The 20,870-nt window shown below is 41.7% G+C and carries 16 protein-coding genes, 1 pseudogene and 1 riboswitch; of the genes and pseudogenes, 7 read left to right on the top strand and 10 right to left on the bottom strand.

Annotated features, from left to right (window positions below; translation table 11 throughout):
* Positions 1-167: 167 nt before the first annotated feature.
* The 5 genes from F7732_RS10685 to F7732_RS10665 form a co-directional block, all read right to left on the bottom strand.
* A complete protein-coding gene (locus F7732_RS10685) occupies positions 168-1,175 on the bottom strand; it encodes a MupG family TIM beta-alpha barrel fold protein (protein WP_151573853.1) in 1,008 nt (335 codons plus the stop codon).
* The gene (locus F7732_RS10680) at positions 1,172-2,533 is read right to left on the bottom strand and encodes a PTS transporter subunit EIIC (RefSeq protein WP_151573852.1); all 1,362 of its coding nucleotides are present in this window, start codon (positions 2,531-2,533) and stop codon (positions 1,172-1,174) included. The genes F7732_RS10685 and F7732_RS10680 overlap by 4 nt, the downstream gene beginning before the upstream one ends.
* 72 nt (positions 2,534-2,605) lie before the next feature.
* Positions 2,606-3,460 (bottom strand): MurR/RpiR family transcriptional regulator, encoded by an 855-nt coding sequence (locus F7732_RS10675; RefSeq protein WP_151573851.1) that lies wholly within the window; start codon positions 3,458-3,460, stop codon positions 2,606-2,608.
* 30 nt (positions 3,461-3,490) lie between these two features.
* Positions 3,491-4,414, bottom strand: a complete 924-nt coding sequence (murQ, locus tag F7732_RS10670; RefSeq protein WP_151573850.1) for an N-acetylmuramic acid 6-phosphate etherase — start codon at positions 4,412-4,414, stop codon at positions 3,491-3,493.
* A gap of 86 nt (positions 4,415-4,500) precedes the next feature.
* Complete coding sequence (locus F7732_RS10665; RefSeq protein ID WP_151573849.1) at positions 4,501-5,361, bottom strand: HAD family hydrolase; 861 nt, start codon at positions 5,359-5,361, stop codon at positions 4,501-4,503.
* Positions 5,362-5,782: 421 nt separating this feature from the next.
* Between F7732_RS10665 and F7732_RS10660 the strand changes: the two genes are divergently transcribed.
* The 3 genes from F7732_RS10660 to F7732_RS10650 are packed head-to-tail and all read left to right on the top strand — an operon-like array spanning position 5,783 to position 8,621.
* The gene (locus F7732_RS10660; protein ID WP_151573848.1) at positions 5,783-6,985 is read left to right on the top strand and encodes a glycosyltransferase family 4 protein; all 1,203 of its coding nucleotides are present in this window, start codon (positions 5,783-5,785) and stop codon (positions 6,983-6,985) included.
* Positions 6,982-7,602, top strand: a complete 621-nt coding sequence (locus F7732_RS10655) for a TVP38/TMEM64 family protein (protein ID WP_151573847.1) — start codon at positions 6,982-6,984, stop codon at positions 7,600-7,602. The genes F7732_RS10660 and F7732_RS10655 overlap by 4 nt, the downstream gene beginning before the upstream one ends.
* A gap of 17 nt (positions 7,603-7,619) precedes the next feature.
* Positions 7,620-8,621, top strand: a complete 1,002-nt coding sequence (locus F7732_RS10650; RefSeq protein ID WP_151573846.1) for an LTA glycolipid anchor biosynthesis glycosyltransferase, IagA/BgsA family — start codon at positions 7,620-7,622, stop codon at positions 8,619-8,621.
* 74 nt (positions 8,622-8,695) lie between these two features.
* Here F7732_RS10650 and F7732_RS10645 read toward each other — a convergent pair whose 3' ends face one another.
* The 4 genes from F7732_RS10645 to F7732_RS10630 all read right to left on the bottom strand — a co-directional run bounded on the left by F7732_RS10645 (position 8,696) and on the right by F7732_RS10630 (position 12,449).
* Positions 8,696-9,430, bottom strand: a complete 735-nt coding sequence (locus F7732_RS10645; RefSeq protein ID WP_151573845.1) for an SIS domain-containing protein — start codon at positions 9,428-9,430, stop codon at positions 8,696-8,698.
* A 37-nt stretch (positions 9,431-9,467) separates the two neighbouring features.
* On the bottom strand, positions 9,468-9,704 hold the full coding sequence (locus F7732_RS10640; protein WP_151573844.1) for a hypothetical protein: 237 nt from the start codon (positions 9,702-9,704) through the stop codon (positions 9,468-9,470).
* A 275-nt stretch (positions 9,705-9,979) separates the two neighbouring features.
* Entirely contained in the window at positions 9,980-11,989 is a 2,010-nt protein-coding gene (locus F7732_RS10635; protein WP_151573843.1) for a penicillin-binding transpeptidase domain-containing protein, read from the bottom strand.
* 229 nt (positions 11,990-12,218) lie between these two features.
* Entirely contained in the window at positions 12,219-12,449 is a 231-nt protein-coding gene (locus F7732_RS10630; RefSeq protein ID WP_151573842.1) for a hypothetical protein, read from the bottom strand.
* Between the two features lie 89 nt (positions 12,450-12,538).
* Positions 12,539-12,652, bottom strand: a riboswitch (cyclic di-GMP riboswitch).
* 592 nt (positions 12,653-13,244) lie between these two features.
* Between F7732_RS10630 and F7732_RS23445 the strand changes: the two are divergent.
* Positions 13,245-13,781 (top strand): annotated as a pseudogene (locus tag F7732_RS23445) (methyl-accepting chemotaxis protein); the annotation flags it as partial.
* A gap of 45 nt (positions 13,782-13,826) precedes the next feature.
* Here the strand turns inward: F7732_RS23445 and trhO are convergent.
* Entirely contained in the window at positions 13,827-14,777 is a 951-nt protein-coding gene (gene trhO, locus F7732_RS10620) for an oxygen-dependent tRNA uridine(34) hydroxylase TrhO (protein ID WP_151573841.1), read from the bottom strand.
* 419 nt (positions 14,778-15,196) lie between these two features.
* Between trhO and F7732_RS10615 the strand changes: the two genes are divergently transcribed.
* The 3 genes from F7732_RS10615 (at position 15,197) to F7732_RS10605 (ending at position 20,839) form a co-directional block, all read left to right on the top strand.
* The gene (locus F7732_RS10615) at positions 15,197-16,234 is read left to right on the top strand and encodes a C40 family peptidase (protein WP_151573840.1); all 1,038 of its coding nucleotides are present in this window, start codon (positions 15,197-15,199) and stop codon (positions 16,232-16,234) included.
* Positions 16,235-16,410: 176 nt separating this feature from the next.
* On the top strand, positions 16,411-18,030 hold the full coding sequence (locus F7732_RS10610; RefSeq protein ID WP_151573839.1) for an SWIM zinc finger family protein: 1,620 nt from the start codon (positions 16,411-16,413) through the stop codon (positions 18,028-18,030).
* Complete coding sequence (locus F7732_RS10605) at positions 18,023-20,839, top strand: DEAD/DEAH box helicase (RefSeq protein ID WP_151574489.1); 2,817 nt, start codon at positions 18,023-18,025, stop codon at positions 20,837-20,839. The genes F7732_RS10610 and F7732_RS10605 overlap by 8 nt, the downstream gene beginning before the upstream one ends.
* The last annotated feature ends 31 nt before the right edge of the window (positions 20,840-20,870 follow it).

The raw sequence follows: 20,870 nt of genomic DNA, 5'->3' as shown, positions 1-20,870 counted from the left end.
AGTCATTTCAGTACCTTCAATTATAAATGAAAAACGCTGCGTTTTCCTGTATTTTCTTTTTTAATAGAACTTTTTAACTATAAAATTAATGATATTTCAACATTCTAAGGCTTGACATTACAAGAACACTCTTTTGAAACCACAAAAAAAGAGGAGAACCCCCCCCTCTAAATAAACAATAACTTATGCTTAGGCTTAATAAACTTCAATATATCTAAGTCTGCTTGGCTGATCCTTCCTATTACATTCACACGTTCATCCGCTGGAAGGTCATGCAGCGTAATCGCGACTTCTCCGTTATAGCGCCCGTAATGGATATTATCAACCGTAATGGAGCCTTTGAATCGTTCCAAACTGTCAGCAGGCTGAATCGGCTCAGTCGTTCTTGTGTTCATTAGACGCAGCACATCACGGGCAAAATCCGGTCTTGGAAAATAGACGCCTGCTGCGAAGGAAGAATCCTCCATATGCAGCGTAACAATGTTTTCAACTTCTAAAGCAATTAAGTTCTCCAGTAAACCTTCACCACTATCAGGGTCACCGATATAAATATCATCCACACCGGAATCCATCAATTCCAATACTGCTGACATTGGATTGTGCTGGCGATGCTTTTCAAGTGTTGGCAGGCCGTCAAATAGAGGACCGCGCTTTTCTCCAATACCTGGGATGAAGGCACTGATTTTAATTCCATAAGCTTGAAACAATTGATTTTGCTTTATAAAAAAGTTCTCATCCAAGCCTGTTTCTTTTTTCGGGTAAAAGTTATGCCAGGCGATGAGCTGCTCTGCTTTTAGTCCTCTTTCAAGCAGATCGATCAGTTCTCTTTCCGTCACTGTACTCGCATTAATTGCCAGCTTATACTGCTGTGCAAGACTGAGAACAAAATCAGTGTCGAAGAATTCATCAAGCCGCAATCCAGCAACACCCAGGTTCTGAAGCTTACTAAAATCGGAAATGCCTAAATGCTTTAATGTATGTTTCGAAACATCTGCATATACTTCCATTCCAGCTTCTTTCGCAGCGGCGAGCAGTGCTTTTGCCCGTTCTGCCAGGTTTCCGGTTTCTTCTGGGATGTGAAGCGAGGTAAACGCCTGCTTGACGCCGAGCTTTCCAGCTTCAGCAATGCGTTTCTCTGCCTTCTCATCGTTCAGGTAGAAGGAAATGCCGATCAATCAAATTCACCAGCCATTTCGTCTTTAAAGCCGAATAGGTAAGTGAAAATGAAGCCTGCTACATACGCAATCACTAATCCGATTAGATAGTAAATGACTTCTCCAGCATTTACGATAAAGACAAGCGGAATACCTGATACCCCAACGGCTACTGTTGCTACGTCATAGATCGCCTGGAAGGCACCGCCTACACCAGCACCAAGACATGCAGTTAAGAACGGTCGGCCAAGCGGAAGTGTAACCCCGAAAATAAGCGGCTCCCCGATTCCAAGCATTCCTGATGGAAGCGCCCCGCCAATCGCACGCTTTAAACGCTTTTTCTTTGTTTTGAAATAGATTGCGAATGCAGCACCAACTTGACCTGCTCCACCCATTGCAAGGATCGGAAGCAGCGGGTCATCGCCAATCGAGTTGATTAACTCAAGGTGAACTGGTGTTAACCCTTGGTGCAGGCCAGTAACTACTAACGGAAGGAATGTTGCGCCAAGAACAAAACCAGCAACAGCTCCGCCGATATCTAATACAGCTAAAAGACCGTTTGTAATGCTATCAGAGATAAAGCCGCCAATTGGCATAAATACAATATAAGTTACAATACCAGTAATCAATAAAGCAATAGTTGGCGTTACAATAATATCAACAGATTGCGGAACGAATTTACGCACATTTTTCTCAACAATCGCAATGAAAATGGCTGCCATGAGGACCCCAATTAATCCGCCGCGTCCAGGCAGAAGTTCTTCGCCAAATAGGGTGATCGTTGCTGCAGCCGGGTTAATGATGAGAATACCGGCCAAACCGCCCAATGCTGGTGATCCGCCAAATTCCTTCGCTGCATTTATACCGACTAAAATACCCAGATACGTAAATAGTCCGCCGCCGATGACGGTTAAAATAATAGCAATCTGTGAATCTGCCGCCAGCCACTCTGCCTGAATCATCGCTTTTGAAATACCGGTAATTAATCCGGAGGCAACAAGGGCCGGAATCAGCGGGATGAAAATGCTTGCAATTTTTCTTAGGAAAAGTTTAAAAGGTGTGGCATTCTTTTTATTAATCTCAGATTTTACACTGGCAGCGCGATCCTTCAGATCGATTCCGCCCTCTGATTCTACTAATTTACCAAACTCTTCTGTTACAGAATTGACTTTTCCAGGGCCGATGATTATTTGCAGTGTTTCTTCTTCAACTAGGCCTAGTACTCCGTCTATTTTTCTTAATGCTTCTTTATTGACGAGACTTTCATCGGATGGCTGAACACGCAAACGAGTCATACAATGTGTATAGCTTGAAATATTCGATGCTCCGCCAAGCTGTTCTAGTATTTCTTTGGCTAATTTCTGGTTTTCTCCTGCCATTTTTTCTTTTCCCCCTTTTTGATTTGTCCTTCATCTGTGTAAACAACGGATTATTTGCTTACACCACCCCCCTTATTGATGATCCTTTAGGAATTGAATCGCTTCTCTAGTTTTATCAATGTGCTCAATGGTTTCACCGTATTCAGCAGTGGCCATGCATAAGAAAATAAAATCAATGATCAGAAGCTGGGAAAGTCTTGATGTAGTTGCTGCTCTCCGGAATGGCGCTTCTGTTGAGTCAGAAGTATATAGATGAATATCCGCCATAGTGCTGACTGTGTTCTGCCCGTATTTTGTTAAGCTGATCGTTTTCATGTTTTGTTTCTTTGCCAGTGAAACGATGCTGACTGCCTCCGGTGTTTCGCCTGAATAAGAAATAGCGAACAGTACATCATCTTTATCAGCATTGGCAATGAGTGTTGCTACTAGATGAACATCCGTGAATGCTGTTGCCCGCCTGTTAATTCTCAAGAGCTTCTGCTGAGCATCAACTGCGATAATATGGGAAGCTCCGATGCCAAAAAAGTGAACATTTTTTGCCTTAAGGAGCACTTCCACTGCGGTTTCCAATTCATCATGATGAAGCAGCTCAGTCGTATCCTTCATGCTCTGTATACTGTTGCTCATCGTCTTCTGAACGATAGAGTAATATGATTCGCCAGGCTCGATATCACGATAGCCCTGCTCCTCAGGTTTCATAAGGTCGCCCGCTATGCGCATCTTTAACTCCTGATAGCCTTTTAAACCAAGTGATTTGCATAATCTAATGACGGCCGCACCGCTTGTATTGGCTTCTTGGCCAAGTTCGCTGACAGTACGGTCAATCACAGCCTGCGGATGCGCTATAATATATTCTGCAATTTTCCGTTCTGAAGCCGGCAGCTGCTCCAGTGTGTTTCGTATAATCTTTAATCCTCCGCTTGCCATTGGGTAACTCCTTTTTCCTGTGTTTCAGGTTTATTTTGAGGAAAGCTGGATCGCTTTGCGCACATAGCCGCCAGCTTCAGCGAGCAAGCTTTGTGCTTCTGCTTTACTTACGTCTGCAGTGATCATGATGATCGCTATTTTCACCTGCAGATCCGAGTCTGTCAGTGCCTGCTCAGCTTTTTCTCTATCTGCCTTCGTGATTTTTTGAATAATGCCAATAGCACGTTCTTTGAGTTTATGGTTGCTCACATGCACATCAACCATCAAATTTTCATATGCTTTGCCCATAAGGATCATGGAGGATGTTGAAATCATATTCAAAATCATTTTATGAGCCGTCGCAGACTTCAGGCGGGTTGAGCCTGTTAAGACTTCGGGGCCGACAATCACTTCAATATTAATTTCTGCTTCCTTCCCGATAAGGGATCCTTTGTTGCAGGATAACGCGACTGTGCCTGCCCCAATCGAACGGGCATATTTTAATGCTCCAATCACGTAAGGCGTTCTGCCGCTGGCCGCAATTCCGATCACCGTATCATTTGCAGTAAGACCAATTTCTTTTAGATCTGCTTCGCCTAATTCCGGTTTATCCTCTGCTCCTTCAACTGCTTTTGTAAAGGCTCTTTCACCGCCTGCAATGATTCCTTGAACAAGTTCAGGGTCGGTGCTAAAAGTTGGCGGACATTCAACCGCATCGAGGACGCCTAGTCTGCCGCTCGTTCCTGCACCGATATAAATGAGTCTGCCTCCCTTCTTAAATGACTGAACCACCTGCTCAACTGCTTTTTCGATATCTGCCGTCACTTCTTTAACCGCAAATGCAACCTTTTGATCTTCTTCATTAAAAATCCGTAAAATCTCCCCAGCGCTGGCTGTATCTATTTCCATTGATAACTCATTACGCGATTCAGTCGTAAGAGAAACTAGTTCACGATCCAATGTAAACGCCTCCATTTGTTCTTTCTAGCTGTTTCTGTTCTTGATGTTATTTTAACGTGATTAAAATATTAATTCAATATATTTTATTATATTTTAAAATTTTATTTCAGTATATAATTTTGAATGGCATAGGCAACTCCTGCCTCATCATTTGTTACAGTTGTGAAATTGGCTGCTTCTTTCACTTCTTCTGGTGCATTGCCCATGGCGATTCCCATTCCTGCTGCTTTCAGCATGCCAAGATCATTATAATTATCACCAATGGCTGCCGCTTCGTTTAAGGTGAAGCCCAGTTCTTCTACCACGGTTTGAAGTGCGTATTCTTTTGTGCCGTTTAGCGGTGAGATTTCTAGATTGGCATAATTTAAGCTGCTGCTGATGTGTATATCAAGCTTTTCCTCGTGCAGATCTCCTGCACACTTCATTGTTTTTTCTCTTTCAGCAAAAATGGCGGCTTTGCTTATGTTTGGTTTGTTTTTCTCTAAGTATGTGCGAAGGTTCTCCGTGTGCTGCACTGAACATTGGCTGCGGTAATAATCGCATCTTTCTTTGCTTGCGCCAGACTGCTCTAGTGCTAAGATATTGTGTTCAACCCAGCGCTCATTTCGGTTGTTTTTCTCCGATACAATCAGCTGATCACCTTCGTAGAGCTGTAAGTATAACCTGTTTTCCTCACAATAGGATGCTATTCTCATTAGGTCATTCTGTTTGAAATGGAGCGTGCTGCGAATTCCTCCATCATAGTTTTGAATGACGGCGCCGTTATAGGCAATGATGGGTTCAGCTAAGCCGATATATTCTGCCAGCCAGCGTGTTGAAAGAGGGGAACGGCCGCTGCACACAATGACATGCCCGCCTTTGTTCCGAAACTCCTGAATGGCTTCTACATTTTTTCTGTTAATCTCTCTGCTCTCGTCTAAAATAGTGCCGTCCATATCAATTGCTAATACATGATACTTCATTACCTCTCCACCTTCCGATCTGATCTGTCCATTTAATATGATGTATGCTGATAGTTAAACATTTATTTCACTATCAGCATAATAGCTTTGAAAAATTATTTCAAATTGCGATTGGCGTTTCAATTCCCTTTCAGCCAACTTAATCGATAGCGAACTGGAAGAACCCGTTACGAAATCCCTGAAACTTTTTATTTATGCATTTCGTTGTGTATATATAGGAAGGATTTGTTAAAAAAGAAGACTCACTGCCGGTGATTTTGAATTTTTTTCGTGCTGTGAGCTTTGCATGATATTGGCACAGAATTCCCTTCTCAAAATATTAAGAAAACTTCATATTAATTTAATACAGTGTTAAAAATACTGAATTATACTTTCTATGGATTATCTGTATTTTTTAAGCATTAAAACTGGAGGACTACAAATGAAAATTTTGATTACGACGGAATGTTATTCTCCTGTAATTAATGGAGTGGTTACTTCGATTGTGAACCTGAAGAAGGAATTAGAAAAAGCAGGGCATGAAGTCAGAGTTCTCACATTATCAGATCAAGCAAAATCATACAAAGCAGACGACGTCACTTATATAAGTTCTTTAGGGATTGACAAGATTTACCCTGGTGCACGCATCACGCTCTTTAAGAATTATAAATACCTTCAGCAGCTGATTGATTGGCGGCCGGATGTCATTCATACGCAATGTGAATTCAGCACCTTTCGTTTGGCAAAATATATCGCAAAGTGTCTTCGCATTCCGATTGTGCACACGTACCATACCGTATACGAAGATTACACCCATTATTTTTCGCCCAATCAAAAATGGGGCAAAGCGATGGTTGCCCTTTTTTCCAGAAAGGTTTTGAAAAACGCTTCTTATGTGATCGCACCAACTGAAAAAGTCAGCACTTTATTAAAGGGTTATCGGGTAACACAGCCAATTAAAGTCATACCCACTGGCATTGACTTATCGAGCTACACGCAAAATAAATTCATAGAAAACAAAAATAAAATTAGGGAAACACTGCAAATTCCCAAGCAGAGTCGCGTACTGGTGTTTGTTGGCCGTTTAGCTAAAGAAAAGAACCTGGAAGAAATCTTGTCTTATTTTTCACAAATTGACAATCAGAATTTGTCTTTACTCATTGTGGGCGATGGACCGCATAGGCAGTTCCTTGAAAAATATGTAAGGAAGCTAAACATTGAACATAAGGTGATCTTTACAGGGATGGTGGTCCCAAAGGATGTTCCAGCTTATTATCAGGCAGCTGATCTTTTTGTGAGTGCATCAAATAGTGAGACACAGGGATTGACGTATATTGAAGCGCTGGCGAGCGGGCTGCCTGCACTCTGCAAGAAGGATGCTTGTCTGGAAAATGTAGTGGATAACGGAGTAAATGGCTGGCTGTTCGAGACATTCAGTGAGTTTGAACACTATATGAATGATATTTTCATCGATCCTAATGAATACAAGAAGCTGTCCGCTAACGCTGAAAAGAAAGCTTTTGATCGTTACTCTTCTGTTTCGTTTGCCAAGCATGTTGAGAGTGTGTATGATCACGCCATCTCTTTCTATCAAAATCCCAGAAAGGATCTTGTTTACTTGAATCAAAGTGAATGGAATCAATGAATGAAGCACAGATAAAAATTAAAAAACAAAGGCAATTTAAGTTTCTATGGAACACCATTACACTTACTAGTTTAATAGGCTGCATTCTTTTTCTCATATACGGAGTGAAAACGGAGCTTTTCTATTCACAGGAAGCATTAGAAAACTTCCTAAAACCATTTGGAATTTGGGCACCGGTCATTTTTGTTGCTCTCCAGTTTGTTCAAGTGATCATTCCGATTATACCAGGCGGAATCAGCTGCCTAGGCGGGATTCTCATTTTCGGACCTGTTATGGGGCTGATTTATAACTATATCGGAATCTGTTTAGGTTCCATTGCTGTATTTTTAATCTCAAGAAAATATGGAAATAAAGTGATTCATTACTTGTTCAAGCCAAAATTACGCGAAAAATATCACCGCTGGACAGATGACCGGAGATTCGGAAAGTTTTTTACTTTCATGATTTTCTTCCCAATCGCTCCTGATGACTTTTTGTGTTATTTAGCAGGTACGACCAAAATGCCCCTATCAAAATTTACCGTCATTATTCTAGTCGGAAAACCCTTGCCAATTGCCATTTACAGCTTTGGTATGGAGTTCATTTTCCATTACATCGTTACTCTTTTCAGCAGTTAATCAAGGGGGATTTAAGTGTGAAAGTTTTATTGTACGCAGGGTCTTTAAACCTTGTGAATAAAAGCGGTATTGGGCAAGCAATCCGCCATCAGAAACAAGCATTAGAGCATTTGAGGATCAATCATACAACCGATGTGAAAGAGGATTTTGACATCGTCCATTTAAATACCATCTTTCCTAACTCTCTGTGGATGAGCTGGCGTGCGAAACGGAAGGGGAAAAAAGTTGTTTATTATGCCCATTCAACAATGGAGGATTTCCGCAATTCCTTCATTGGGTCAAATCTGATTGCCCCATTTTTTAAAAAGTGGATTTCGTATTGCTATAACAAGGGAGATATTATTATTACTCCAACAGAATATTCAAAATCGATTTTAGATACGTATGGATTAGCACGCCCTATTTTCAGTTTGTCTAATGGAATTGATACAAGCTTTTTTAAAAAAGATTCAAAAGCCAGAGAACGATTCCGCAAAAAGTATCATTTACAAGATCATGAGAAAGTCATCATTTCTGTTGGCCATTTCATGGAGCGTAAAGGAATTGATGAGTTTATTGAATTAGCAAAACAGCTGCCAGATTATACGTTTTATTGGTTCGGCCACACGAGCATGAACCTTGTGCCGGCAAAAATCAAAAAAGCCATGAATCAGGAAGTTCCGAACTTGCATTTCCCAGGGTTTATTACCCGCGAAGAACTTCGCGATGCTTATTGCGGCAGTGATTTGTTTCTTTTTCTAACACATGAGGAAACAGAGGGAATTGTCCTCCTGGAAGCTTTAGCGGCAAAAATACCCATACTCGTTAGGGACATCCCAATTTATGAAGAATGGCTGAGTGAAAACGTTCATGTTTATAAAGCCAATCAATTTCAATCGTTCAAGGAGCAGATTATCAAAATCGCAGAACAAAATGCACCTGACCTGACAGATAACGGATTCAAGCTAGCTCTGGAGAAGGATATTACCCAGATTAGCAGAAGACTGCTGGAGTTATATGACATGGGTGATCAGGCTTAAATCTTGGATATATGCGAATAAAAGAAAAGACACAGCTAGCATAGTGCTAATTGTGTCTTTTTCGTTGTCCATAGTTATTTCAATAAAGGGATTCTATCATGATATTTCTGGATGAGTTTTTCGTTATGTTCATCGGACCCATCGATGTTGCCGCTTAGGAAGATGGGCGGCTCGAAGCCATTGTCGGCCATGAGTTTGATGGCTTCGGCAAAGATGGCATTAAGGATGACGGATCCAACTGCGGTTGAGGTTGGAGCAAATGGCACCTTTACTTTTTCATAGGAAAGGATCGCGTCTCCTTTTACAGAGTAGTTGTCAATGGCTAAATCGACAGAATTATAAAGATGCTTGCCGCTATTGTGTCTGGACGGCTGACTCTTAGAATATTCCATCGATGTGAGAGCGATGACATATGCTCCTCTCTTTTTCGCTTGCAATGCTACGTCGACGGGTACAGGGTTTCTGCCTGATGTTGATAACACAAATACGATATCCTCTGGCCGGATTTCAAACTGTTCTAGAATGGGTGCAACATAATCATTTTTACGCTCTAACTGAGAAGATCTTAGCGCTCCCTCATGAAGCATAAGCGGCTCAATGAGAATAGGATTGATTGGCACAAGACCGCCTGCGCGATAAAATACTTCTTCTGTTAAAATATGCGAATGCCCACAGCCAAACAGCTGGATGATTCCGCCGTTTTGGATAGAAGCCGCTACCTTTTCAGCAGCCTTGATCATCTTTTCCTTTTCATTTTGCTGGACAAGCTGAATTCGTTGGATTGTTTTTTGGAAATATTGGTTGAGCATGTATGTATTCCCCTCCTCGGGTGGAAATTTTCTGTTTTTACTGAGCTGAATGGATGATTTTTGATGGTACTTTGGTTTTTAAATGACAGAAAAGCGCGTATCGATGGGGTTCGGTCATTTGTACGTGTTTTTCGGTCATTTGGGTTTGTATTTCGATCATTCCGGAGAGCTTTTCGATCATTTCACTTTGTTTTTCGATCATTTGTAAGGTTTTTTCGATCATTTTAACAGTTTGAGGTATTTCTTGGCTAATTTTATAAGCGATAGGGCTCAATTTTATTATTCTTCTCTAAAAAAACGGAATGATACTCCTTTTTAAGGAAGGGCAGGACTCGGTTCCTATCAATATTTTTGGTTTTTCCATCAAAATTCTCGGTTTTCCTATCAAAATTTTCGGCTTTCCTATCAATTCGCAGCCGTTTCCTATCAAATTTTTCATTTATCCTATCAAACTGCAAAAATCCCCTCCAACCAAACGCAAAAACATCTTCATCCGTTATCCCCCAACAAAAAAAGAAGCCAAGAGTTTTTCCCTCTTGACCTATCCGTTTAGAACCTTTCCATATTCTTCTCAAATACATTTTTCACTTTTTCTACAACGATGCCGGATCCGCCTGCGTCTTCTACACTTTCAATCATCATGGCAATGAGCAGCTTTGGCGAATCTGGATTGTAGGCAACAAACATCCCATTTTCCTGACCTTTCATGCCTACATTTAACTTAAGCTCGGCTGTGCCGGTTTTTCCGGCGAGCGGGTAATCATCCATTTTCGCAGCACGGCCTGTTCCGCCTGGCTCTTGGATGACTTTTCGTAAAGCCGAATTCATTACAGCTACGGTTTCTTCACTAATGATATTTTCTTTCCAAACTTGATTTTTTTCTTCGCTTTCTAGCAGTACCGGCTTAATGAGTGAACCTTTATTTATGAATGGTGTGTAGCTGGCAGCAAGGTGGAGGATATTCATTTCCACTTCTCCTTGGCCATAACCGGAATCAGCCAGTTTTATTTCAGTGTCCATATTGCCCGTATGTGAAGATTGAAGCGGATACACATATGGAATTTCTTCTTCAAAGCCGAATGCTTTTAAACCTTCCATGAAAGAATCCTTGCCTAACTGCAATGCTTCTTGAGCAAAATAAATGTTGTCAGAGTACATCATAGCCTGGTCGAAATTGACTGGTGAACCCGGATCCTTTACCCGTGTGACTCGATAACTTCCCCATGAGGTGTCCTTTTGCCAGCGCAGGCCTTTAATATTCTTTGTTTCGCCTGCTGTGGTGACTCCCTCTTCAAGGCCAACTGCTCCTGTGATTGGCTTCATAACTGAACCTGGCACATAGTTATGGCTGAAACGATTAAGGAGTGGTTGCTGCTCATTTTCTTCGAGCGTCTTCCACTCTTGTGCTGTTAAACCTAATGAAGCAGCATTTGGGTCAAAGCTTGGACTGCTTACTAACGCCATTGTCGCACCTGTAACTGGGTCAATGGCGGATGCAGTGCCGGCACTGCCCTTCAATTCCTCATATAGATCCTCTTGAACAGTTAAATCAATTGTCAGCTGAATCTTTTCTCCATTTTCAACCGGCTTCTCCGCCAGCACTATCTCTGATTCGTCTTCTTTCGTAATACTGATTTTAATCCCGTTTGTTCCTTTTAGCCGCTCTTCCAGTACTTGTTCAAGACCCCTTTTTCCGACTAGATCTGTACTGGAATAGCCTTTGCCTTCATTTTTTTCCAGTTCCTCAGCAGTAATGGGACCAACATACCCAATCAAATGTGCTGCTGATTCACCAGCTGGATAGACTCTGCCTTTCACATCCTGTTTTAAAACACCAGGCAGAGAAAATACTTCATTTAGAAGCCTTTCATTATCAGGGGAAACCCTTTTGATCGGTACAAAATGACCAGGTTGCACCCAATCAGCATTCAGGGCATTTTCAATACTCTCCTCGGAAATTCCTAAGCTCTGAGACAGTCCTTTAATGGTTGTTTCCTCAGTATTTCCCATTTCCTCTGGCACGATGCCGATTTCATATAGTGTGCCATTAAAAGCAAGCATATCGCCGGTGCGATCAATTATATCACCGCGCTGGGCCGGGATAGATGTATAGTTTATTTTGTCATTAGCACCGAGCTCCGGGAAAATAAGCGTTGTATCCCATTCTACAAACCAATTTACCTCATCCTCATGCTCTTCCTTTATAAGTGTTGCATCATGTGTAAATTCTATTTTTCCTGCAGCACTATTCATAGATGCATAAAAGGGAAGTGCTGCGCTTGCTTCCGCAAATTCCTGTTCTTCGTCTGCATTCGATGTAACCTCTACTTCAGAGATTTGCAGGTCTTTATACACTTTTTCATATCGATCTACAAAGTCATCCTCTGATATGGTTTCCTTTGCTTTTGCAGAGAGTAAACGATACATCTCGGTAAATTCTTGGTTATTCCAATGTTTAATATATTGCGAAAACTGATCTTGAGGCATAGGTTCTTTTGAACAGCCTGCTAAAACGATAAAAATAAGGAAAGAAGCAGCCAGTAACCATCTTTTTCTCATGAATCCCCCTCCTACTGTATTCTATTTTATCATTCTCATTAGACAAATTTCTACAAGTTGCTCATTCTGAAAATGAACGTATGATGAAAAGTTTTCACTAATGAAAAAAGCTGAACCTGCACAGGCAAATACTAGATGTCTGGGCAAGTTCAGCTATTATATATATGCGCTAATGGCATTCTTATTAATGAAAAATAGAGCAAAGTATAAGTTCAGTAAATTTACGTTTCTAGCAGGGAATCTTTTCTAGCTTTTGATCCGTGGCTTGAAGCAGTTTTTTTGAAGCCTGTGAAAGATTTTGCAGGCATTCTTTTCTTAAGTCTTCATGGCAAACGAAGTTAAACTTAAGGTCTAATTCCAGATTTTCGGCAATCTGAACAATTTTATTTTTCTCTTCCTTTAAAACATGACGCCGAATTTCCTGTTCAAAGTAAGCTACTGTTCCAAATAATACCTCCATCGTCCTCTCTCCTTGTCTATTTTTTTAACACCCGTTCATGCTGGCAGCCCGACCATCATAGTCCAATATAATTAGAGACACCTCTTCTTTTCGGCAGCAAGACTAATCGTCATTACTTCCATGCCAAAGGTAGAGAATGTCAATCAGACCTTAGATTCGCGGCTTTGCGTCCTTATTTTTCAATAAGTTTGCCTTTAAACATCTGTTACTTTTATCTTAAGTCTTTATTCTCATTATTTCAACAACTTTCAACCATCTTCAACAATTTCCCCGGAAATATTTAAAAATGAGTGATATGAAGCACAATTGATAGGAAATAGTGGCGATATAATAGAAAAGACGACCAAAAATCATAGGGATTGGGGTAATTACATGCTGCTGATAGGAAAGAAAAAAACAAAAATGCTAGAGTTAGATCGGAAAGAGTTAGAAGATTCCATTCGAAAGCAAGTTGAGGAAGAAATGGCATTTAAAGAAGTCGCACTGCAACTGACTATTTCCGAGTTTCTCCATGACTTACAGCACACCCTGCATCAGCACGAATTGGTAAATGGACAGCATCATACACTTGGCTCATTAGTTGGCAGCATTAAAACTCATTTTGATCATGTTAAGTCATTAAGTGAAGACTCCGTTCTAAATTCAAAAGACCTCTCACAAAAAGGAGAGGTTCTCATTCATTCTGCCGGGGAAATGGTATCGCGTTCAAACGATGGGAGAGCTTCTATCTTAAAATCCGAAGAACTGATGAAGCAGCTTGGCGCTCAATTAGAGGAAAATTCCCGTAAAATGGAGCAGCTCAATGAGCGATCGAAGGAAATTGAAATGATTGTAAAAGTAATTAAAGAGATTGCTGATCAAACCAATCTGCTTGCCTTGAATGCTTCGATAGAAGCTGCTCGTGCAGGAGAACAAGGGAAAGGGTTTGCTGTTGTTGCAGAGGAAGTTAGGAAACTGGCGGAAAATACAGCTGAGAGCACAGCAAATATTAGCAGTTTGACTAAAAACATTCAGCAGGATATTGGGGCAACTCTGCAATCAACCCTGCAAAGCTCCAATCTCATTCAAGAAGGAATGAAGATCAGCAGCGGTTCAACTACAGCGATTGATTCCATCAGCAGCATCATTACTGCAGTACAAAAAGAGGTTGGTGAAGTCATTCAGCAAATCGGCAAGCAGACACATCAATCTCAGGAAACAGCAGACGAAATCAGCAAGACGAAACATATTTTTGATGAAGTAAATGCTTTGCTGAAGCAGCATATAGATGATGCAAGTGTTGTAGACGAAAAGCTTGAAAAGGTTATTAATCAGCTTTCCAATAAAGAATAGCAGGAAAAAGGGCATCCAATCTGAATGCCCCTTCTTATTCATGTTTTACGCTTCGATTTTTTCTAAACGATTCTGTACTTCTTCCTCGCTCAATTCGTGCTGAATAATATAGCGGTTGCTCGGGTTTGTACGGCATTCATCTGAGCAGCTGCGCATATATTTATGCTCATTTTCTTCAGAGCATAAGATTTTTTTGTTGCAGGCAGGGTTTGCACAGTTCACATAACGCTCACAAGGTTCGCCTGAAAAATAATCGCGGCCGACGACCACATGCTCTTTCTGATTGACAGGTACGCCAATTCTTTCATCGAATACATACAGCTGCCCATCCCAAAGCTCACCTTGGACTTCTGGATCTTGGCCGTATGTGACGATGCCGCCATGAAGCTGAGCAACGTCTTTAAAGCCTTCTTTCAACAGCCAGCCTGAGAATTTTTCACAGCGGATTCCGCCTGTGCAATACGTAACAATTTTCTTATCTCCAAGCAATTCTTTATTTTCACGCACCCATTGTGGAAGGTCACGGAAGTTTATGATATCCGGTCTGATCGCACCGCGGAAATGACCAAGATCATACTCATAGTCATTGCGCGCATCTAGGACCACAGTGTCTTCATCATTTAAACGCTCATAAAACTCTTTTGGGCTTAAATATTGCCCAGTCAATTCATTTGGATTCACATCATCTTCAAGACGAAGTGTAACGAGCTCCTTGCGATGGCGAACCTTCATTTTCTTAAAGGCATGTTCCTCTGCTTCATCAATCTTGAAAATCATTTCAGCAAAGCGAGGATCAGCTTTCATTGCAGCCATATATTGATCTGTCTGTTCAACTGTACCTGAAACTGTTCCGTTAATACCCTCATCAGCGATTAGAATTCTTCCTTTTAAGCCAAGCTCCTGGCAAAAAGCAAGATGCTCTTGCGCATATTCTTCAGGATTTTCAATTGGGACATACATGTAATACAGTAATACACGATAATTCTTTTCATTCATTCTTTTTTCCACCTATCAATTGTATATTTGCAAGATATATTTGTATTCAATAGGTTTTAAACACAATTCTTACGTTTTACAGTATAACAAAAGTCTATATAAGTGCGCTAGATTACACCTCAAGTAATTTATGCCACCCATTCCAGCCATCAAGGGCTCTCCATAACCCATATTCGACATCAACAGATAAAGAAAATGCAGCGGTCAGCAAGCCAGAATACTGTAGCCAGAGGTTTAAGCGCACTCCTATATTCTTCTAAGCAGGCAGATTTGTGATCTTTTTCCCAGGAGATTATTATTCGATAGTATAAAAAGAATGAAATTTTTTATGAAAATAAACCTATTTTCAGTAAAACTTTCCACTTTTATGCCGATATTAGGAGAAAACACCCGATCTAATAGAAGGAGAGATTAAGAGAGTGAAAAAGGAAATCGTATCTATTGCTGCAATGGCGATCATCTCTTCTGCTTATGCAGCCCATGCTTCCGCCGATACGCATGTGGTTCAAAAAGGAGATACACTTTGGCAGTTATCAAAGAAATATAGTGTTTCTGTTGCAGAGCTTAAGAGTATAAACGGATTATCTTCAGATTTTTTAAAGATCAATCAGCCTATTAAAATCGTTAAAACTGTAACAGCTCCTGCCACAAAACCAGCTCCTCCCGCTGTAAAAGAGCCAAGCAAGCCCAGCAGTAAACCCGTAACACATACATACATAGTGGCATCAGGCGACACCCTATCAAAAATTGCTGTAAAACATAATATAAGTCTGCAAACATTGATGAATTTAAATGGACTGACGACACATCTTATTTTCCCAGGGCAAACATTGAAAGTCACATCTTCATCCAGCCAGGGACCAAAAGAAGAAGTGAAACCAGCTCAGCCTTCACAGCCAGCACCTGCTCTTACACAATACATGGTAAAAAAGGGTGATACATTAAGTAAAATTGCTGCACAGACGAAAACAAGTGTAAGCGACTTGAGAAAGTGGAATGGCTTAAGCGGCGATTATATTTTTGTTGGACAAGTGCTGATGCTTCAGAAAAATACGGCAATTGCTCCTGAAGGTCCTGCCGTTCAGGTTCCAAAGGACGTGCAGGAAATCATCTCAGCTGCTAAAAACCTTCTAGGCACACCTTATATCTGGGGCGGATCAACATTAACTGGGTTTGACTGCAGCGGATTCATCTATTACGTACTAAAGCAGACTGGTTCACAAATGGGCCGGTATTCAACGGATGGCTATTATAGCCGCTCCTACTATGTATCCACGCCGCAGCCTGGCGATATTGTCTTTTTCGAAAATACGTATCGCAAAGGAATTTCTCATATGGGCATTTACTTAGGAAATGATGAATTTATCCATGCAGATTCAACACTTGGAGTCACCATTTCAAACATCAACAGTGCTTATTATCAAAAACACTTTGATGGATTTAAACGTTTTTATTGAATAAAACAGTTTTTGCTGCCTTTATTAAGGCAGCTTTTTTTGCGTTTGATCGCTGGTTTTTTGTCTTCCCTTCTACCTCCCACTTTGAAATGTTATAATAAAGAAATGCAGAAAATGAGGTGACCGCCACCTCACTTTTCATTATTGACCGTGGAATTAAAAGGAGGCTTGGCAGGATGAGAGGAATTCCAGAGCATTTAGAGGAGCCGTTGCAGCTTGCTTCTCAAGAACTTAAGGGCATGCTTCATGCAGATGCCGAGGATGATGTAAAGCTTGTCCATAAAGGTCTGATGCTGTATCGGCAAGGACTTGTCGGCAGCCTTAGTGTACAAGGCGAAACCATCTCGGCCGTAGTTCAGGATGTGACGCCAGCGAATGTTTTGCTCAATCTTGATTTTTTTTCAATGAGTGAATGCTCCTGTCCTGCCGATGGGTTTTGCCGGCATCAAATGGCTGTGTTTCTTCAATTGCTTTCGCGGGCACACAGTGTTTCCGAATGGGTTGAAGAATGGCGCAGACCGCTGAAGGAAATGCAGGATGCTAAAGGCTGGGGTCTGCAGAAAGCACGCGACTTGCTGAAAACAGCAGGTATGATGAAGCCTTCTTATGATAAATGGATTGAAACGTTTGAAATTAGCTTCGAGGAGCTTTTTTATAGCAAAGGCATTATTAAACCTTACATTATTCCTGAAATCTATTCTATTTATATACGCCGCTTACGAGCAGGAGCGCCTGCTGAGCGGGAATGGCGCCTTTTATACGAGCTGATTGGCTCTATCTACACATTCCGGAAGCTCGCAGACTTATCACAGCGATTAGAATATGAAGAGGCTGTGATTCACCGTTATTATGGCCATGTGTTTCAGTCGATCATGGACGATGTTTTCGAACGAATGAGGACTTTATCCGCGCAGTCTTTTCCATTTGCCTTTGATGAATTTATTGAAAGAATGAAAGTTGATTCCATAGAGATTTTAAAGGGAGATGTTCCATTAGAGTATGAACGGATTCATCTGTATCGAATTCTCTGGACGACCTTCTTCACGAAAAAAAACTGGCGTCAGGATGAACGTGAAAGACTGCAGGAAAGCAACGATTCCCACTCCTTCTCTCTAAGTGCTGCAGCAATTCATATTGATTTTCTGCTGCGGCAGGATGAAGATGCCTTACGTGCCCTTAGCGAGAAGGATCCCAGCCTTACCACCTATATGCTTTATTGGATCGAGACGCTGAATTCGCAAAAGGATTGGAAGCGGGCAGGCTTATATCTAGAAGTGTTTATCAGCAAGCTGCACGATTACTTGCAGCAGCAGCCTGATTACTACACTTGCCGCGATTTTACCAGATTGGCGATTAAGGTTATCTCTCCATTCTGTACTGAAACCGGCAGCATGGATCTTTTCGAGCGTGCACTTGAGGAAACTCTGCCATACAGTTATAACGAGTATGAATACCTTCTTTTTGAAAATCAGGAATACGAAAAATGGGGCGATTTGCAGGCGTATATTGGTTTTGATATGGGAATCCTGCAAAATGACCGGATTAAAACATTAGAAAAGGCCGATCCAATCATCCTTCTCCCTCTTTATCACCATGGAATTCAGAGTGATATTGATATGAAAAACCGTGATCATTATAAAGCGGCTGTCAGGAAAATGAAGAAACTGCGCACGCTTTACAAAAAGCTGAAGCGAATGGATGACTGGTCGCTTTATCTTGATGAGATTTTACTTAAAACAAAGCGCCTTCGCGCCTTTCAGGAAGAGTGCAAAAGGGGTAAGCTGATTGATGCTTAAAACAAGATATCTTCATATTAAATTGGATAGAGCTGCTGATGGCCGTTACTTCCTTTATGCCGTGGACGAATATGGAGCTCCATATGATCCTCATCACTGGAAACAGCTGCTCTTTGGCCGTCATGCAGGCAGCTTTTATGGAACCATGCTGACGGAGGACAACCGAAACGGCGTTAGCGGCGTATTGTTAAACGGATGGGAGCTTGTTTCGCTTTTTTCTGCAGAACAGTTCAATAAGCTGATTGAATGGGATTGGGATGAATATACACAGCTTTGTCTCGCAGCTGCTCCAGCCTTATATGATTCAATTATTCATAAGGATTGGATTCCCGACTTTTCCGTCTGGGAACAAGATGAGTTTCGCTGGGAGCTGCCTAAGAATGTACTGCATGAATTTGATCCATCCTTTTGGGAGCAGAATGTGGAGGGTATCCCTGTACAAAACTTCATCGGTGACATGTTCCATTATGCACTCGGAGAATATTTAAACCGCAACCGGGAAGCACGTTCAAGCTTTGGCGAAAAACTTGAGAAGCTGAACAGTGAACATTTATCCGCAGCGCATCTTGCTGCCTATTTTGATGAAGAAAGCTTTCAGCGCTGGATGGGGATCAAAGAAGACGATACGCCTTTTACGATTGGTCTTAAGCTTGAGGAGCCTGGTGAAGCAGAACTTCATTGGAATGTGACGGTTTTTCTGCGCGGAAAGGCTGACCCTGAACTTTTTGCCGATTATAAAGACTACTCTAATTATCAAACAGATTGGCATGACCATGAAGATAAAGTAGAGCTTGAGCTCGAGAGATGGCTAAAGCTGTTTCCATGGCTTAGTAATGGTAAAAATGGGATTACCTCTTTTCTGACTGAAGATGAGGCTTGGATGTTCCTAACAGAAGCTAGTGAAACATTGCTTGCACTAGGTGTGGACATTCTGCTTCCTTCCTGGTGGCAAGCCATGAAAAATGCGAGCATGAAGGTGAAAGCACGGGTAAAGAGCTCTCAAAGTCATCGCCCTTCCTTTGTTGGCCTTCAGTCGATGCTGGATTATGACTGGCGCATTTCAATGAATGGAGTCGATTTGACCGAGGAAGAATTTCACGGCATGGTCGAGGAAAAAAGAAAGCTTGTATACATTCGCGGCCGCTGGATCAAGCTCGATCCGCAGTTTATTCGTCATATTCAGGATATGATGAAAAGAGCGGAAAAGGAAGGCTTGCATGTACGGGATCTTATTGAACAAGAGCTTTTAGCGGAGGAAGCTGGATATGATGAAGAGCTTGAAAATCCGCAAAGCTATGCACGCATTCAAATTGAATTAAATCGTCAATGGAAGCAGATGATCAAGCAGCTGAGAAATCTGAAGGAGATTCCTTTAGCTGATAATGCAGAAGGCTTCCACGGCGAGCTTCGTCCGTATCAGCAGCTCGGAATGAGCTGGCTTCTGTTTCTGCGCCGGTACGGATTTGGCGCGATTCTCGCCGATGATATGGGGTTAGGAAAAACGATTCAGCTTATTTCTTACCTTTTAAAAGTACGGGAGATGGAAGAAGGACCGGCATTGATTATTTGTCCGACCTCCGTGCTTGGCAACTGGCAAAAAGAGATCGAACGATTTGCACCAGACATGAACGTTTATTTGCATTACGGTCCAAATCGTCCAAAAGGTGAAGCATTTGCTGAGACCTGTCATGGTGCAGATGTGGTCCTTACCTCTTATGGTCTGACACACTTAGATCTTGAGGAGTTTGAAGCGATGGATTGGAGCTCTATTTCCATTGATGAAGCCCAAAATATTAAAAATGCTGGGACAAAGCAATCAAGAGCAGTGCGCAAATTAAAGGGTAAACACCATATTGCTCTTACCGGAACACCTATGGAAAACCGCTTATCGGAGCTATGGTCCATTTTCGACTTCACCAACCACGGCTATCTCGGCAGTCTTGGACAATTTCAAAATAAATATGTTCTGCCCATCGAAAAGGACGACGATAAGGACAAGGTTCGCCAGCTTCAAGCCTATATTCGCCCCTTCCTTTTGAGAAGGACGAAACGGGATGAAGAGGTTGCTCTGAATTTACCGGATAAGCTCGAGCAAAAGGAATATTGCCCGCTGACAGCCGAGCAGGCTTCCCTATATGAACAGCTTGTCCGCGATACGTTTGCGCAAATCGAAACATTAACCGGGCTTGAACGCCGCGGTATGGTCCTGCAGCTGCTTGGCCGCTTAAAACAATTATGCAACCATCCAGGACTGTATTTAAAAGAAGAAAAACCAAAATCCATCCTTTCGCGTTCTTCTAAGCTCGAAAAGCTGCATGAGCTGATTAGCGCTGTTCGGGAACAAGGGGAAAGCTGTCTTATTTTTACTCAGTATATTGAGATGGGCAGGATTATTCAGCAGATGCTGAAAAATGAATTCCAGCTTGATGTGCCATTCTTAAATGGGAGTGTGCCAAAACAGGAGCGCGACAACATGATTGCCCGTTTTCAAAACGAAGAGTTCCCTGTCTTTCTTCTGTCTCTAAAAGCCGGAGGAACTGGGCTGAACTTAACAGCAGCAAGTCATGTCATCCATTTTGACCGCTGGTGGAACCCAGCAGTAGAGAACCAGGCAACTGACCGCGCTTATCGGATTGGCCAAAAACGATTTGTTCATGTTCATAAGCTGATCAGCACTGGAACTCTTGAGGAAAAAATAGATGTGATGCTTGAGAAGAAACAGTCCTTAAACGATCAGATTATTCAAAGTGAAAGCTGGATTACTGAGCTTTCAAATGATGAATTGCATGATCTTGTTTATTTGAGTTGATTTAGCTTAAAGCAAGCGGGAAAAATTTCAA

The sequence above is a fragment of the Bacillus mesophilum genome (assembly GCF_008923265.1).
GTDB lineage: Bacteria > Bacillota > Bacilli > Bacillales > Cytobacillaceae > Cytobacillus > Cytobacillus mesophilum.
This window is presented reverse-complemented; position numbering and strand designations above follow the sequence as displayed.

What these genes read in the sequence shown, in the direction of transcription:
- F7732_RS10680 (WP_151573852.1), bottom strand. Translation starts at nt 2,533, where the DNA reads ATGGCAGGAGAAAACCAGAAATTAGCCAAAGAAATACTAGAACAGCTT.
- F7732_RS10675 (WP_151573851.1), bottom strand. Translation starts at nt 3,460, where the DNA reads ATGGCAAGCGGAGGATTAAAGATTATACGAAACACACTGGAGCAGCTG.
- murQ (WP_151573850.1), bottom strand. Translation starts at nt 4,414, where the DNA reads ATGGAGGCGTTTACATTGGATCGTGAACTAGTTTCTCTTACGACTGAA.
- F7732_RS10665 (WP_151573849.1), bottom strand. Translation starts at nt 5,361, where the DNA reads ATGAAGTATCATGTATTAGCAATTGATATGGACGGCACTATTTTAGAC.
- F7732_RS10660 (WP_151573848.1), top strand. Translation starts at nt 5,783, where the DNA reads ATGAAAATTTTGATTACGACGGAATGTTATTCTCCTGTAATTAATGGA.
- F7732_RS10655 (WP_151573847.1), top strand. Translation starts at nt 6,982, where the DNA reads ATGAATGAAGCACAGATAAAAATTAAAAAACAAAGGCAATTTAAGTTT.
- F7732_RS10645 (WP_151573845.1), bottom strand. Translation starts at nt 9,430, where the DNA reads ATGCTCAACCAATATTTCCAAAAAACAATCCAACGAATTCAGCTTGTC.
- F7732_RS10635 (WP_151573843.1), bottom strand. Translation starts at nt 11,989, where the DNA reads ATGAGAAAAAGATGGTTACTGGCTGCTTCTTTCCTTATTTTTATCGTT.
- F7732_RS10630 (WP_151573842.1), bottom strand. Translation starts at nt 12,449, where the DNA reads ATGGAGGTATTATTTGGAACAGTAGCTTACTTTGAACAGGAAATTCGG.
- trhO (WP_151573841.1), bottom strand. Translation starts at nt 14,777, where the DNA reads ATGAATGAAAAGAATTATCGTGTATTACTGTATTACATGTATGTCCCA.
- F7732_RS10610 (WP_151573839.1), top strand. Translation starts at nt 16,411, where the DNA reads ATGAGAGGAATTCCAGAGCATTTAGAGGAGCCGTTGCAGCTTGCTTCT.
- F7732_RS10605 (WP_151574489.1), top strand. Translation starts at nt 18,023, where the DNA reads ATGCTTAAAACAAGATATCTTCATATTAAATTGGATAGAGCTGCTGAT.